12 protein-coding genes and 1 tRNA gene are annotated in these 13,599 nt (G+C 74.7%); 6 read left to right on the forward strand and 7 right to left on the reverse strand.

Annotation, left to right across the window (positions count from 1 at the left end):
• Positions 1-3: 3 nt before the first annotated feature.
• The 4 genes from EYB28_RS07995 to EYB28_RS08010 all read right to left on the reverse strand — a co-directional run bounded on the left by EYB28_RS07995 (position 4) and on the right by EYB28_RS08010 (position 3,882).
• Positions 4-1,323, reverse strand: a complete 1,320-nt coding sequence (locus EYB28_RS07995; RefSeq protein ID WP_166846417.1) for a histidine kinase — start codon at positions 1,321-1,323, stop codon at positions 4-6.
• On the reverse strand, positions 1,310-3,055 hold the full coding sequence (locus tag EYB28_RS08000; protein WP_166846419.1) for a cation acetate symporter: 1,746 nt from the start codon (positions 3,053-3,055) through the stop codon (positions 1,310-1,312). The genes EYB28_RS07995 and EYB28_RS08000 overlap by 14 nt, the downstream gene beginning before the upstream one ends.
• Positions 3,052-3,387 (reverse strand): hypothetical protein, encoded by a 336-nt coding sequence (locus EYB28_RS08005; RefSeq protein WP_166846421.1) that lies wholly within the window; start codon positions 3,385-3,387, stop codon positions 3,052-3,054. The genes EYB28_RS08000 and EYB28_RS08005 overlap by 4 nt, the downstream gene beginning before the upstream one ends.
• A 66-nt stretch (positions 3,388-3,453) precedes the next feature.
• Positions 3,454-3,882: a hypothetical protein gene (locus EYB28_RS08010; RefSeq protein WP_166846423.1), complete on the reverse strand. Its 429-nt coding sequence runs from the start codon at positions 3,880-3,882 to the stop codon at positions 3,454-3,456.
• Between the two features lie 298 nt (positions 3,883-4,180).
• On the opposite strand from EYB28_RS08010, the gene EYB28_RS08015 reads away from it, so the two are divergent.
• The 3 genes from EYB28_RS08015 (at position 4,181) to EYB28_RS08025 (ending at position 7,992) form a co-directional block, all read left to right on the forward strand.
• Positions 4,181-4,528, forward strand: a complete 348-nt coding sequence (locus tag EYB28_RS08015) for a DUF4212 domain-containing protein (protein ID WP_166846425.1) — start codon at positions 4,181-4,183, stop codon at positions 4,526-4,528.
• Positions 4,525-6,210 (forward strand): sodium:solute symporter family protein, encoded by a 1,686-nt coding sequence (locus tag EYB28_RS08020; RefSeq protein WP_166846427.1) that lies wholly within the window; start codon positions 4,525-4,527, stop codon positions 6,208-6,210. Before EYB28_RS08015 ends, EYB28_RS08020 begins: the two co-directional genes overlap by 4 nt.
• Before the next feature lie 135 nt (positions 6,211-6,345).
• The gene (locus EYB28_RS08025; protein WP_166846430.1) at positions 6,346-7,992 is read left to right on the forward strand and encodes an ATP-binding cassette domain-containing protein; all 1,647 of its coding nucleotides are present in this window, start codon (positions 6,346-6,348) and stop codon (positions 7,990-7,992) included.
• A 39-nt stretch (positions 7,993-8,031) separates the two neighbouring features.
• Here EYB28_RS08025 and EYB28_RS08030 read toward each other — a convergent pair whose 3' ends face one another.
• Positions 8,032-8,604 carry an NUDIX hydrolase family protein gene (locus tag EYB28_RS08030; protein ID WP_166846433.1) on the reverse strand — a complete coding sequence of 191 codons (573 nt, stop codon included), beginning with the start codon at positions 8,602-8,604 and terminating at the stop codon, positions 8,032-8,034.
• A 141-nt stretch (positions 8,605-8,745) separates the two neighbouring features.
• On the opposite strand from EYB28_RS08030, the gene trxA reads away from it, so the two are divergent.
• Positions 8,746-9,123, forward strand: a complete 378-nt coding sequence (gene trxA, locus EYB28_RS08035) for a thioredoxin (protein WP_166846436.1) — start codon at positions 8,746-8,748, stop codon at positions 9,121-9,123.
• 67 nt (positions 9,124-9,190) lie between these two features.
• Here the strand turns inward: trxA and EYB28_RS08040 are convergent, their stop codons facing one another.
• Positions 9,191-12,136, reverse strand: coding sequence for a glycosyl hydrolase (locus EYB28_RS08040; RefSeq protein WP_166846439.1), 2,946 nt, complete (start codon positions 12,134-12,136; stop codon positions 9,191-9,193).
• A 190-nt stretch (positions 12,137-12,326) separates the two neighbouring features.
• On the opposite strand from EYB28_RS08040, the gene EYB28_RS08045 reads away from it, so the two are divergent.
• Positions 12,327-12,408: transfer RNA gene (locus tag EYB28_RS08045), tRNA-Leu, on the forward strand.
• Positions 12,409-12,469: 61 nt separating this feature from the next.
• Here EYB28_RS08045 and EYB28_RS08050 read toward each other — a convergent pair.
• Complete coding sequence (locus EYB28_RS08050; protein WP_205710869.1) at positions 12,470-12,973, reverse strand: peroxiredoxin; 504 nt, start codon at positions 12,971-12,973, stop codon at positions 12,470-12,472.
• Positions 12,974-13,169: 196 nt separating this feature from the next.
• Between EYB28_RS08050 and EYB28_RS08055 the strand changes: the two genes are divergently transcribed.
• Positions 13,170-13,466 (forward strand): co-chaperone GroES, encoded by a 297-nt coding sequence (locus EYB28_RS08055; RefSeq protein WP_205711007.1) that lies wholly within the window; start codon positions 13,170-13,172, stop codon positions 13,464-13,466.
• The last annotated feature ends 133 nt before the right edge of the window (positions 13,467-13,599 follow it).

A 13,599-nucleotide genomic window follows, 5' to 3' on the forward strand; every position in this document is an offset into this window, starting at 1 on the left:
ACGTCACCTTAGCGGGATCCGCAGGTCCACCACCGTGCCCGACCCCGCCTCGGACTCGACGTCCAGCGAGTACCGCTCGCCGAACAGCGACTCCAGCCGCTGGGAGATGTTCCACAGCCCGACGCCGCCGTGCCGGTGCGCGCCGCCGTCGGCCTCCGGCGCCGTGCCCGGGCGGCGGCCCGACGTGATCCGCTCGAGCACCTCCGGCGCCATGCCGACGCCGTCGTCGCTGACCCGGATCGACGTCGTCCGGGTGAGCGGGTCGACCCGCGCTCGCAGCCGGATCGTGCCGCCGGCGACCTTGTCCGCGACGCCGTGCTTGACCGCGTTCTCCACCAGCGGCTGGATCGTCAGCACCGGCACGCGCGTCGTGAGCACCTGCGGGTCGATGTCGTAGCGCACCTGGAGGCGGTCGCCGTAGCGCGCCTGCTCCAGCGTCAGGTAGGTGCGCACGAAGAAGTACTCCTGCGCGAACTCCGCGAAGTGCCCGTCCTGCCGCACCGCGTACCGGAAGAAGTCCGACAGCCGCAGCAGCAGGCTGCGCGCCTCCTCGGGGTCCGTGCGCGCCTTGGACGCGATCGTGTTGAGGATGTTGAACAGGAAGTGCGGGTTGATCTGGGCGCGCAGGGCGTCCAGGCGGGCGTCCGCGGCCAGGTGGCGCTCGCGGTCCATCTCCGCGAGCTCGAGGTGCAGCGAGAGCACTGCCGCCATGTCCTCGACCGTCGCGCGCGACGCCGGCTCGTCGCCCGTGCGGTAGACCTTGAGCGTCCCGACCACGCGGCTGCCGATCGCGAGCGGGACGACGACCGCGTTCTGCAGGGGGCACTCCGGCACCGGGCAGCCGACGTCCGCGCGCCGGTGCACGACGACGGTGCGCCGCCGCTCGATCGCCGCGCGCGCCACCCTCGTCTGCAGCGAGCCGCCCACCTCGTGGTGGTCCGCGCCCGGCCCGACGAAGGCGAGCACCTGCTCGGTGTCGGTGATCGCGATCGCGTCGCCGCCGAGCGCGGGGCGCAGCAGCTGCGCCGTGCGCCTCGCCGCGTCCGGCGTGAGGCCACGCCGCAGCGGCATCGACCGGCCGGTCGCCGCGAGCCCCGGGCGCCGGACGCCCGGCACCCCGGCGGGCCGGCGGGGTGCGCGGGCGACCCGCGGGCCGCGCAGCGCCGACGGGTAGCCGAGCACGACGGCGGTGGAGCACACGACGCCCACGACGACGGTGGGCAGCACGGCGAGCGGAGGGTCGACGAGCACCTGCGTGACCAGCCACACCGCCGCCCAGCCGGCGGCGAGCACCCCGGCCAGGATCCCGCTACCGCCGCGCACGACGCCCCCGGCGGTGGCTCGCGGCGGCCGGACGGACGGACGCCCCGCGTCCGGCGGGCTCGACGGCGCCCTGCTGCACGGTCAGGCGGGCGAGTCGCTCGGCCTGCCGGTCCGCGGCGGTGCCGTGCATCCGCAGCCACGCCGCGTCGACGCCGGCCGGCGGCCGGGTGCGGGCCGAGACGGCGACGGTGACGGCGGCCGCCGCCGGCGCCGCGAGCAGGGTGGGGGTGACGAGCACCTCGCGCAGCAGCCCGCCGGCGGCCAGCGACCCGGCGACGAAGACGGCCACCGCGAGCACCACCCCGGTGACCATCCCCGCGACCGCGCCGGGCGCCGTCGTGCCCCGCCACCAGATGCTCAGCACGAAGACCGGGGTCAGGGCGGACCCGGCCACGGCGAACGCCCAGGTGACCATCGTGGCCACGACGGACGGCGTCACCGAGGTGAACGCCTCGGGCCGCAGCGCGAGCGCCAGGCCCGCCGCGACCCCGGCGACGACCAGCGTGGTGACGCGCCCCGCCCGCACGGCCTGGCGCTGGGTGGCGCGCGGGTTCACGTGCCGCTCGTAGACGTCGTGGCCCCAGGACGCGGCCGCGGCCAGCAGCAGGCCCGCGATCGTCGACATGACCGCGACGAGGGCGCCCGCCGCGACGAGCCCCAGCCCGGCCTCCCCGCCGTAGACGCGCCCGAGCACCGGCAGGGCGTGCTCGGGCACCACGAGGACCCCGTCGACGGTGAGGTCGGCCAGCCAGGGGTGGTCCGCCACGGCGCCGGGGACGAGCGCCCGCGCCGCCGTCCCGAGCATGACCGCCAGGGCGTAGAAGGCGCCCGCGAGGCACAGCACCCACACGGTGGTGGTGCGGGCGGCGGCGCCGGTCGGGCTCGTGAAGTACCGGTTCATCACGTGCGGCAGCCCCGCCGTGCCGAGGGCCAGGGTGACGATCAGGGCGAACTGCCCCAGGCCCCCGTACCGCGCGCCCGGCTCGCCGAACGTCGCGGACCCGTCGGGGTGGATCTGGTTCTGCTCGGTGGTGAGCTCGGTGCCGCCGGGCCCCGTGACGACGGTCGTCAGCGGTTCGGCGGACAGCTCGCGCACCGCGTCGCCGTACCGGAACCCCTCGCCGAGGACGGTCGCGGCCAGCCACAGCAGCGCGACCAGGAGGAGGCCGAACTGCACCGCCTGCGTCCACGTGGTGCCCCGCATCCCGCCGAACATGACCAGCCCGGCGACGACCGCCGTCGAGACCAGCACGCCGGTGGCGTACGGGGACAGGCCGGCGACCCCCTGGCCCACGAGGAGCTGCCACGTGATGCCGCTGCCGACGGCCTGCGGCACCAGGTAGGCGAGGATGACGAGCTGCACCACGCCGACCGCCACGAGCCGGACCGGCTCGGAGGCGAGCCGGCGGCCCAGGAAGTCGGGGATCGAGAACTCCCCGAACCGGCGCAGGGGAGCGGCGACGAACAGCAGCACCGGCACGAAGCCGGCCGCGAACCCGACGGCGTACCAGGCGCCGTCGAGCCCGGACACGTAGACCGCGGCCGCCACGCCGAGGAACGACGCCGCCGAGAGGTAGTCGCCGCAGATGGCCCACGCGTTCGTCGCGACGCCGACGCGCTGCCCGGCCAGGTAGAAGTCGAGCGTGGACGCGCCGCGCGGTCGCGTCGCGACCGCGACCACGGCGACCACCGCGAGCGCGAGGACGAGCGCGGCGACGCTCGGTGTGCTCACCGCTCGCCCTCGGGGGCGTCGGTGGACGCGACCTGCGCGTCGCGCGCGTCGTCGCCGAGCATCCGCGCCTCGACGGCGCCGGACAGCCGGGCCGCGGCGACGCCCACCACGGCGAAGAACACGTACAGCCCGAACGCCGCCATCGCGAAGCCCGGGCTCATCCCGCCCGCCAGCCGGGCGTCGGACCACCAGCCCAGGGTCAGCGACAGGGCGGGGAAGCCGACGACGGCGAGGAGGAAGAGGACGAAGTAGCCGACGGCGACGCGGCGCAGCGTGCGGAAGGTGGCGTCCACCTCCGCGGGCGCGTCGCGGGCGTCGACGTCGTCGTCCATGCGGAGCACCCTACGGAAGGCCGTCCGGCGGGCGCCAGACCCCGCTGGATGCCACGACGTCGGCCGCTACGCGGCGACCGGGGGAGTGCGCAGGAGGCGGACGCCGGTGCGCAGCAGCAGCACGGCGCCGCCCGCGACCATGACGAGCCCGATGCCGGGCAGCAGCTGCCCCCAGGCTCCCGTGCCCGCGCTGAGGGTGAGGATCCGCGCCAGCTGCGCCCCGGCGATGCCGCCGACGACGAGACCGGCGAGGGCGCAGTGCGCGATCGCGGACCACCGGGACGGGATGAGCGCGCCGGCGATCGCGAGGAACCCGGCGCTGAGGGTCCACAGCCCGGGGCCGGCCGTGCCGAGGAGGGTGCCCATCGGCGTGCTCACCCACGGCAGGAGCGACCCGACGACGGTCACGAGGCCGCCGACGAGCATCCCGACGCTGCCGGGGTGCAGGACCCGCCTGCGGACGGTCGGTGCGGTCGCGCTCGTCGTCGAGGCCATGGGCCGACCCTAGGACCGCGCGGCCGCGGTGTCAGCGCCCGGGCGGCCCCGGCAGCCCCGCGGGTCGGTGAACGGCGCGGCCGCACCCGTGAACGGTCGGTCCGGGCCCGCGAACGGTCCGCACCACCGTCGTGGCCGGTCACGGGCGCGGGACGACCGCTCACGGCACCGCACCCGCCGTCGGGCGAGAACTCCTTGTGCACCCGCGGCCGGGTGCAGTTGGCTCCCGGTGACGGGGAACTGGACGCGTCCCGGGCAAGGGTGCCCGGGACGGAACGCGACGAAGGGAGCGTCCGGCATGGCTGACACGGCCGACACCGGTCAGGACGGCGGCACCGGCGGGGCACCACCGCCCGGAGCCGGCGGTCCGGACAACGGGTGGCGCAAGGAGTACTGGACGAAGAACCTGCGGCTCATGGTCGTCCTGCTGGCGGTCTGGTTCGTGGTCTCGTTCGGCTGCGGGATCCTGTTCGTCGAGGAGCTCAACCAGATCGAGGTCGCCGGCTTCCCGCTGGGCTTCTGGTTCGCCCAGCAGGGGTCGATCTACGTCTTCATCCTCCTGATCGGTGTCTACGCCCTGCGCATGGACCGCCTCGACGACGAGTACGGGGTCAGCGAGCGCAACGACGACGGGAGCCGGTCATGAGCGACATCCAGACCTGGGCGCTCGTCTTCGTCGCCCTGACCTTCAGCGTCTACATCTACATCGCGTGGCGCAGCCGCGTCCGCGAGACGAAGGGCTTCTTCGTCGCCGAGCAGAACGTCCCGGCGTTCGCGAACGGCGCCGCCGTCGCCGCCGACTGGATGTCCGCGGCGTCGTTCATCTCGATGGCGGGCCTCATCGCCTTCCTCGGGTCCGACGGCTCGGTGTACCTCATGGGGTGGACGGGCGGGTTCGTGCTGCTCGCACTGCTCCTCGCCCCGTACCTGCGCAAGTGGGGCAAGTTCACCGTGCCGGAGTTCGTGGGCGACCGGTTCTCGGAGAGCGTGCGCTCGGTGGCCGCGGTCGTGGCGATCGTCGTGTCGTTCACCTACGTGGTCGGGCAGATGTCCGGCGGCGGCATCGTGTTCTCCCGCTTCCTGCAGGTGCCGCAGCACTGGGGCGTCGTCATCGCGGCGGTGGTCATCTTCGCCTACGCCGTGTTCGGCGGCATGAAGGGCATCACCTGGACCCAGGTGGCGCAGTACACGGTGATGATCGTCGCCTACCTCATCCCCGCGTGGGCGGTGGCGCAGACCATGACGGGCATCGCGGTGCCGCAGGTGTCGTTCGGGCAGATCCTCGCCGAGCTGGACGCCATCGGCCGCGAGTTCGGCATGGACACCTACACGCAGGCGTTCACCGCGCGGCCCCAGCTGGACGTGTTCCTCGTGACGATGTCGCTCATGATCGGCACCGCCGGCCTGCCGCACGTCATCATCCGCTTCTACACGACGAAGACGGTGCGCGGGGCCAGGTTCTCGGCCCTGTGGGCGCTGGTGTTCATCGCCCTGCTGTACACGACCGCTCCCGCGGTCGGCGCGTTCACCAAGCTGAACATGCTGCAGGGCGTGCAGGGGGTGTCCGTCGACGCGCTGCCGAGCTGGGTCGCGAACTGGCAGGCGACGGGGCTCGTCTCGCTCGCCGACGGGACCGACACGGTCGGGACGATCACGAACAACGCTGACACGTTCGCCGCCGGCGGTGCCGACATGCTCCTGAACAACGACATCCTGGTGCTCGCCAGCCCGGAGATCGCCGGCCTGCCGGCCCCGATCGTGGGGCTGGTCGCGGCGGGCGGCCTCGCGGCGGCCATGTCGACGGCGGCCGGCCTGCTGCTGGTGATCTCGTCGTCGGCGTCGCACGACCTGTACTTCCGGTACGTGGACCACCACGCCTCGGAGCGTCGCCGGCTGTTCGTCAGCCGGGTCGCGATGGGGGTGGCCGTGCTCGTCGCCATCTACTTCGGCATCAACCCGCCCGCGTTCGTGGGCCAGGTGGTGGCGTTCGCGTTCGGCCTGGCGGCCTCGACGTTCTTCCCGGTGCTGATCCTCGGCATCTTCTGGAAGCGCACCAACGCGGCGGGCGCGGTCAGCGGCATGCTCGCCGGCCTCGTGTTCACCGCGAGCTACATGATCTACACGCTCGAGGTGTTCGGCACGCAGGCGCACGAGCACGTCCTGGGCATCAGCCCGGAGGGGATCGGCGCCGTCGGGGCGCTGCTGAACCTGGTCGTCACGGTCGTCGTCTCGACGCTGACGCGGCCGCCGTCGGAGCACGTGCAGGAGATGGTCGAGGAGATCCGGTACCCGGCCCGGCGCACCGTCCCGGTCCGCAGCGCCGACTGACCGCCCCGAGCTGTCAGGGTGAGCGCGGAGCATTCCCCGCGCTCACCCTGACAGCTCGCGTTCGTGGCGAGTTGTCAGACCCTGCGCGACCTATACCTCGTGCTCACCCTGACAACTCGCCGATAGGGTCTCCCGGTGCACCTCGTCGCGTCCGACCTCGCCTTCGCCTACCCCGGGCGGCCCGTGCTGTTCGGGGTCGACCTGCGGGTGTCCGACGGCGTCCGCCTCGGCGTGGTGGGGGAGAACGGCACGGGCAAGTCGACGCTGCTGCACCTGCTCGCCGGCGACCTGGCCCCCGCGTCGGGGAGGCTGGACCGGACCGGGACGGTGGCGCTCGTGGAGCAGGAGCTGGTCACCACGCCCGGGCAGACCGTCGGCGACCTGGTCCGCGGCACGCTCGCCGGGCTCCGCGCCCTGGCCGCCGAGCTCGACGCCGCCGCGGCGGCCTTCGATCACGACGCGGGCGACCTCGCCGAGCTGTCCGCGCTGATCGCGCGCTCGGAGCACCTCGCCGTGTGGGACGCCGACCGGCGCGTCGACGTGGCGCTGAGCCGCCTGGGCGCCGTCCGCGACCCGCACCGGCGGCTCGACACCCTGTCCGTGGGGCAGCGGTACCGGGTGCGGCTCGCCTGCCGCCTGGCCGAGCGCGCCGACCTGCTCCTCCTGGACGAGCCGACGAACCACCTCGACGACGACGCCGTCGAGTTCCTCACCGGCGAGCTCGTCGCGTGGCGGGGCGGCGTCGTGCTCGTCACCCACGACCGCGAGCTGCTCGACGACGTCGCGACCGCGATCTACGACCTCGACCCGTCGATGGACGGCCGGCCCGTGCTGTACGGGCAGCCCGGCTACCTCGCCTACCGGTTCGCCAAGAACCAGGCGCTGCACCGGTGGCGGCAGCGGTACCGGGCGGAGCAGAAGCGCGCGGTGCGGCTCGCCGAGCGGCTCGACGCCTCGTACGAGGGGCTGTCCGACGAGTGGCGCCCGCCGAAGGGCTCGCAGAAGCACCGGCGCGCCACCCGGGCGCGCATCCACGTCAAGGCCGCGGACCGGCTCGTCGAGCAGCTGAAGGCGGAGGCCGTGGACGTGCCCGTGCCGCCGCTCGAGCTCGCGTTCCCGGACCTGCCGGCGATGTCGCCGGGCTGGGACCCCGCCGACCCGCTCGTCGAGCTGCGCTCGCCGCGGGTGGTGGCCGACGACGGTACGGTGCGCCTGGACCTGCCGGGCACCCGCCTCGCGGTGCCGCCGTCGGGCCGGCTGCTCGTCGTCGGGGCGAACGGCACCGGCAAGTCGACGCTGCTCGCGGCGCTCGCCGGGCGGGTCGCGCTGGACCGCGGCGCGCGTGCCGTCACCGCGGGCGCCCGCCTCGGCGTCGTCACGCAGGAGGCCGAGCCGCGGCCCTCCGGCCGGGCGGCGGACGGGGCGGCGCCCACGGGCTTCGACGCCTACGCCGCGGAGGCCCTGGAGCTGCTGGCCGCGGGCGAGCTCGACCCGGACCACCTGGTTCCCGTGGCCGCGCTGGGACTGCTCACCGAGGCCGATCTCGAGCGGCCGCTCGCCGAGCTCTCCGCGGGGCAGCGGCGCCGGTTCGAGCTCGCCCGCGCGCTGCTGCACGCGCCGCACCTGCTGCTGCTGGACGAGCCGACGAACCACCTGTCCGTCGACCTCGTGGACGAGCTCACCCGGGCGCTGCAGGTGACGCCCGCGGCCGTCGTCGTCGCGACCCACGACCGCCGGATGCGCGCCGACCTCGCCGACTGGGACGTGCTGGACCTCTCCTGAACTGTTCCGCCACCTGTCCCGGAGCCGTCCCCGGGCGGGTCAGGACAGGCGGCCCACCCAGGCCATCGCCTGCTTCACCAGCGTGCCCTGCCCGTGGATCATCTCCGCCTGCACGGTGTCGCTGCAGGCCTCCTCCGGGGTGAGCCACGCCAGGTCCAGCGCGTCCTGCTGCGGGCGGCAGTCGCCCGTGACCGGCACCACGTACGCGAGCGAGACCGCGTGCTGGCGCGGGTCGTGGTACGGCGTGATCCCGGGCGTCGGGAAGTACTCCGCGACGGTGAACGGCTGCGGGGACGGCGGCACCTGCGGCAGCGCCACGGGGCCCAGGTCCTTCTCGATGTGGCGCAGCAGGGCGTCGCGCACCCGCTCGTGGAACAGCACGCGCCCCGAGACCAGGGCACGCGTCATCGTGCCGAGTGGGGTCACGCGCAGCAGCAGGCCGACGGCGACCACGTCGCCCGAGTCGTCGACGCGCACCGGCACCGCGTCCACGTACACCAGCGGGAGCTGGGCGCGCACGGCGGCGAGGTCCTCCGGGCTGAGCCAGCCCGAGGACTGCGGCGGCTCGGAGAAGTACTCGTCGTCGGGCGGGAAGTCGGCCGTGTCGGTCACATCGTCGTTTCTACCAGCCTTCGCCCCGCCCACGGCGCACCGCCGTGCGGCGGCGCCCGCGGTCGCACGGGAGGCTGCCGGGAATACGCGAGCGGCACGCGGTGCTGTGCCCAGCAGGACACCCACGCGAAAGGACACCCCATGGCTACCGTCGAGCTCACCGACGACACGTTCGAGAAGACCGTCACCGACAACGACATCGTCCTCGTGGACTTCTGGGCCGACTGGTGCGGCCCGTGCAAGCAGTTCGCGCCGGTCTTCGAGGCGTCGTCGGAGGAGAACACCGACGTCGTGCACGCCAAGCTCGACACCGAGGCGAACCAGCAGATCGCGGCCGCCGCCGGGGTCTCCGCCATCCCGACCCTGATGGCGTTCCGCGAGGGCGTGCTGGTCTTCAACCAGGCCGGCGCCCTGCCCGCGCCCGCGCTGAAGCAGGTCGTCGACGCCGTCAAGGGCCTCGACATGGACGAGGTCCGCGCGCAGATCGCCGCCGCGAACGACGGCGCGCCGCAGGGCTGACGACCCCACGGACGCGCGCGGAGGGCTCCCGGACACCGGTCCGGGAGCCCTCCGTGCGTTCCGACCCTCAGCCGGTGGCCGGCAGCGTGAGCGTCGCGTCCGGCCCGGTGGTCAGCACGGGCTCGCCGTCACCGATCGCGCTCCAGACCTCGAGCCGCACGGTGCCGCAGGCGAGGTCGCCGAGCGACCCGCTCGCGTCGGCCAGCCGCCCGGCCGCGGCGTACGTCTCCGCGCCCGGCACGGGGTCGGTCGCGAAGTAGGCGTACGTCTCGGTGCGGTCCCAGCTCCCGTCGCCGGTGAGGTCGTACGACACCCGGGCCTGCACGCCCAGGCCCACGGTGGTGCCGGCGTCCACCGGCAGGGCGAACGCCGTCGCGCCGCCGTCGTACGACGCCGTGACGCCGGTCGCGGTGAACACGGCCGGCTCGTGCGGCGTGCCGTCGTGGTTGGCGCCTCCGGCGCTCGCCAGCCGCACCGTGCCCGCCGGGCCGGCGTCGGCCGCCAGCGTGCCGTCGCCGCGCACGTGCAGCGCCGGGCCCGCGTCACCGGGATCGGTGCAGGTGCCCGGGTCCCCGCCGTCACCGTCGCCCGGGTCTCCGCCGCCGTCGCCGGGGCCGCCGCCCGGCGCGCTGCCGCCGTTCCACGTGTGCGCCCCCGTCGTGGCGACCTGACCGGCCGGGACGGTCAGCGTGGTGCCGTCGGAGAAGGTGACGTCCAGGTCCGACGACGTGACGTTGGAGGCGACGTAGGTGCGGGCGCCGTCGTCGGTGAACACCGCGGCGAGCGGATGGTCCGCGCGCACGGACGTGTCCACCTCGCCGAGCGCCGCGAGGTTGCGGACCCAGTGGAACGTGTGTGCCCGGGACTCGCCCTCCTCGGGCGTGTAGGCGCCCGCGGCGCGGAGCCGCGACAGCGCTCCGTCGGCGTCGCCGAGCGCGAGCCGGCTCCACAGGACGTCCTGCCACACGGTGGGCGGCCCGCCGTTGACCTGCTCCAGGTGCGCGTACATCTCGCGCACCGTGGCCGGGGAGTGCCCCAGGTACAGGTGGGACCCCGTGACCGGCAGGGCGTTGATGCCCTGGATCATCTCGGGCTCGGCGCTGAACCAGGTGGAGTACGCACCGCCGTCGCCCCAGACCATGCCGACCGTCGGGTGCGCGAAGCCGTCGGGGAACGTGGAGTCCTCCGCGTCGAACCAGTAGCGCTGGATCGCGGCCGCCTGCGTGGCGTAGATGAACGCCCCGGCGTCGCGCACCTCGGTGTCGCCGGTGGCCTCGCCCCACTGGACCAGCGCGCCGGCGAAGTTCATGCCCTCCGAGCTGGACTCCTGGTTGTTCCCGGCCCCGAAGGCGCCGTGCCCGCTGGCCCAGTCGTGGCCGGCGTAGACGTCGAAGTCGCGCAGGTACGGGAAGCGGGTGTCGGTGCGGTCGTAGCCGTTCGCGTCCCGGATCAGCAGGTCCACCATGCCGCCGTACTCGTCGGCCCAGCCGGGGTCGAAGCGCGCCAGCGTGGCGGCGGCCGCGACGAAGTAGCCGTAGTGGAAGTGGTGGTCGTTGAGCTCGGTGTCGGCGCCGTAGGAGGCGGGGTAGCCGATGAGGGTGTCCCACCCGTCGTCGTAGGCGAAGATCCCCTCGGTCTCGCCGGGCTCGGCGGTGAACCAGTCCGTCAGGACGTCGCGGACGGCGGCCAGAGCGGCGTCGCGCTGGCCGGTGCGGCCGAGCTGGTCGGCGATCTCGACGATCCGGGTCGCCCGGCCGAGCGCCTTGCCCGTCCAGTAGGTGTCGGGGCCCTGCCGGCCGAGCGGGTCGCCGGCCACCTCGTCGAGATAGGTCTCGAGCATGGCTCCGTCGGTGCCCGACGACGTGGCGACGGCGGGCAGCTCGGTCAGGACGCCGTGGAACGGGGTCGCGGTCGTGAACGAGTCGACGCCGGCGAGCACCGCCATGTCGCCGCGGGCCGAGGTGTACGTCGGCCCGGCGGGGTCGGCGCTGGAGAGGTAGGCGGACTGGTGCGGATACAGTGCCGCCACGGTGCCGGCGTCCGCGGCGCCGGGCCGCGGCTCGGTGGTGAACGCGTAGGTGGTGCGCACCTCGCCCGCCGCCTCGTCGTAGACGTAGTCGACCCGGGTGTCGGTGACGGGGGCGCGCGCGGCGTCGGTGTAGGCCGCCGCGAGGGCGTCGCGGCCCGCCGTGTCGGTGTCGGGCAGGACGGCGAGCGCGAAGCCGCCGTCCGCGCCGAGCGGGGCGGTCCACCGGGTGCCGCTGCCGCTCCAGGTGCTGCCCGCGGGCGCGACGGCGAGGTAGTCGGCGTCGCCGACCCGCAGGCCGAGCCGGGCGCCGTCGTCGAGCCACACCTGGGCGGGGGCCGTCGTGGTCAGCTCGGCGTCGCCGCCGGCCGCGTCGAACCACGCGAGCGGCAGCCCGTGGCCGACGGTCGCGCGGAGCGACCGGGTGCCGTCGTCCCACGCCGCGGTGACGGTCCAGTCGGACCAGTCGGCGACCTTGACGTCGGGCGCGGTGAGCCCGACGACGCCGGCGTGCACGTCCTCGCCGTAGGGGTAGTGGTACTCCGAGACGCCCGAGCCGTCGCCGCTGATCGCCGCGGTCGTGGTGTACCCCATGCCGAGGCCCTCACCGTCGGGCAGGTACGACGCGGGGTGGGCGTGCAGGGGTGCGCTGAAGGCGCAGTCGAACTTCTTGTAGGCCAGGGAGGTCCACCAGTCGTTGGTGGGCAGCGGCTCGTCCGGGGCGTCGGCGGTGAGGAACGCCCGCGGGTCGGCGGCGAGGGCGTCGCAGCCCTGCGGCGTGGAGCCCACGGAGTCGGTCGTGTAGGAGCCCGAGCCGACCGGGACGGTGTCCGCGGCGGCGGGCGGGGCGGCGACGGCGACGAGGCCGGCGGTCGCCAGGGTGGCCGCGAGCGCCGCGGCGGCGAGGCGGCCGGCCCGGCGCTGCGGTGCGGGGCGTGGCGGCGAGGATCGGGTGGTGCGGGGTCTGCGGCTGGGCTGCGGGGTCACGGGCTCACCTCGTGCTCGTCGCGCGCGGCACCTCGTCGTCCGCGCTCGGTGCCCGGCGGCGGTGCCGGGCCGCGCTGTGGAAGCGCTCCCACGGACGGTACTGACCGCATCCGGTTCCGTCAACGGGAACGTCAAGAGACAGGCAAGGGGCGGGAGGGGTGCGGTGCGCGCTAGACTGGCGCGCGCTCCGGCCGGAGTGGTGAAACAGGCAGCCACGCGGTGTTTAGGTCGCCGTGCCCCAGGGCGTGCGGGTTCGAGTCCCGCCTCCGGCACCGTCGTGGCGCGCCGGAGGCGGGACCGCGCCGTCGATCCAGCGCCGTCTGGCCCGCGCCCTCAGTCCAGGCCGAGCGCCTTGCGCACACGGGCGACGTGCCCGGTCGCCTTGACGTTGTACTGCGCCACGGCGACGGTGCCGTCCGGGGCGACGACGACGGTCGAGCGGATCACGCCGACGTACGTCTTGCCGTAGTTCTTCTTCTCGCCCCAGGCGCCGAACGCCTCCAGCACCGCGTGGTCCGGGTCGGACGCGAGCGGGAACGTCAGGGCGTCCCGCTCGGCGAACCGCGCGAGCTTGTCGACCCCGTCGGGCGAGACGCCGACGACGGCGTAGCCGGCGCCCTGGAGCGCGGCCAGCGAGTCGCGGAAGTCGCAGGCCTCGGTGGTGCAGCCCGGCGTCATCGCGGCGGGGTAGAAGTACACGACCACGCCCTTGCGCCCCGGGACGGCGAGCTCCGTCGACAGCGAGAACGTGCCGGTCGTGGTGCCTCCGGCGGGGTCGGGCAGGACGGCGTCGAGCTGCAGCTCGGGGGCGGTGTCGCCGACGGCGAGACGGGTCACGGGGTCTCCTTGGTCTGTCGCAGGTGCGGTGGGCCGGCGGGCCGACGCGCTCGGCCACGGCCGGGGTGACATGACGAGCGTATGTGCTGCGTCGACTAGCGTGGGCACCGTGACACCCGCAGCACCCACCACCGGCCCCAGGTCGTCCGGCACCTCGTCCGGCACCGGCGCGTCGCGGCCGGCCCTGCCGATCCGCATGCTCCACGACCGGCTGCTCGTCGAGCCCGAGGTGGACTCGGCCGAGCGGCAGTCGACGGCGGGGCTGGTGATCCCCGCGACGGCATCGGGGCCGAAGCGCCTCGCGTGGGCCGTCGTCGTGGCCAAGGGGGAGCATGTGCGCCAGGTCGCGGTGGGCGACCGTGTCCTCTACGACCCCGAGGACCGCGCGGAGGTGGACCTCGCGGGCACCGACTACGTGCTGCTGCGCGAGCGCGACGTCCACGGCGTGGCCGAGACCGACCAGGAGTCCGGCACGACCGGCCTGTACCTCTGAGCGGATGCGTGCTCCGTGCCGCCTCCGTCGAGGCTCCGCGGCGCCCGGCCTCGTTGTCGTGCAGGTCACAGGCCCGCCGGCGCCGTACGGTTTCCGAGCACCGCTCCGCTGCTGGTAATGTTTCTCCCCGCCG

This window comes from Isoptericola sp. BMS4 (assembly GCF_011634835.1).
Taxonomy (GTDB): domain Bacteria; phylum Actinomycetota; class Actinomycetes; order Actinomycetales; family Cellulomonadaceae; genus Isoptericola.

Coding starts and splice junctions, on each gene's coding strand:
- EYB28_RS08015 (WP_166846425.1), top strand. CDS start 4,181: ATGGCTGACACGGCCGACACCGGTCAGGACGGCGGCACCGGCGGGGCA.
- EYB28_RS08010 (WP_166846423.1), bottom strand. CDS start 3,882: ATGGCCTCGACGACGAGCGCGACCGCACCGACCGTCCGCAGGCGGGTC.
- EYB28_RS08005 (WP_166846421.1), bottom strand. CDS start 3,387: ATGGACGACGACGTCGACGCCCGCGACGCGCCCGCGGAGGTGGACGCC.
- EYB28_RS08055 (WP_205711007.1), top strand. CDS start 13,170: ATGCTCCACGACCGGCTGCTCGTCGAGCCCGAGGTGGACTCGGCCGAG.
- trxA (WP_166846436.1), top strand. CDS start 8,746: ATGGCTACCGTCGAGCTCACCGACGACACGTTCGAGAAGACCGTCACC.
- EYB28_RS08020 (WP_166846427.1), top strand. CDS start 4,525: ATGAGCGACATCCAGACCTGGGCGCTCGTCTTCGTCGCCCTGACCTTC.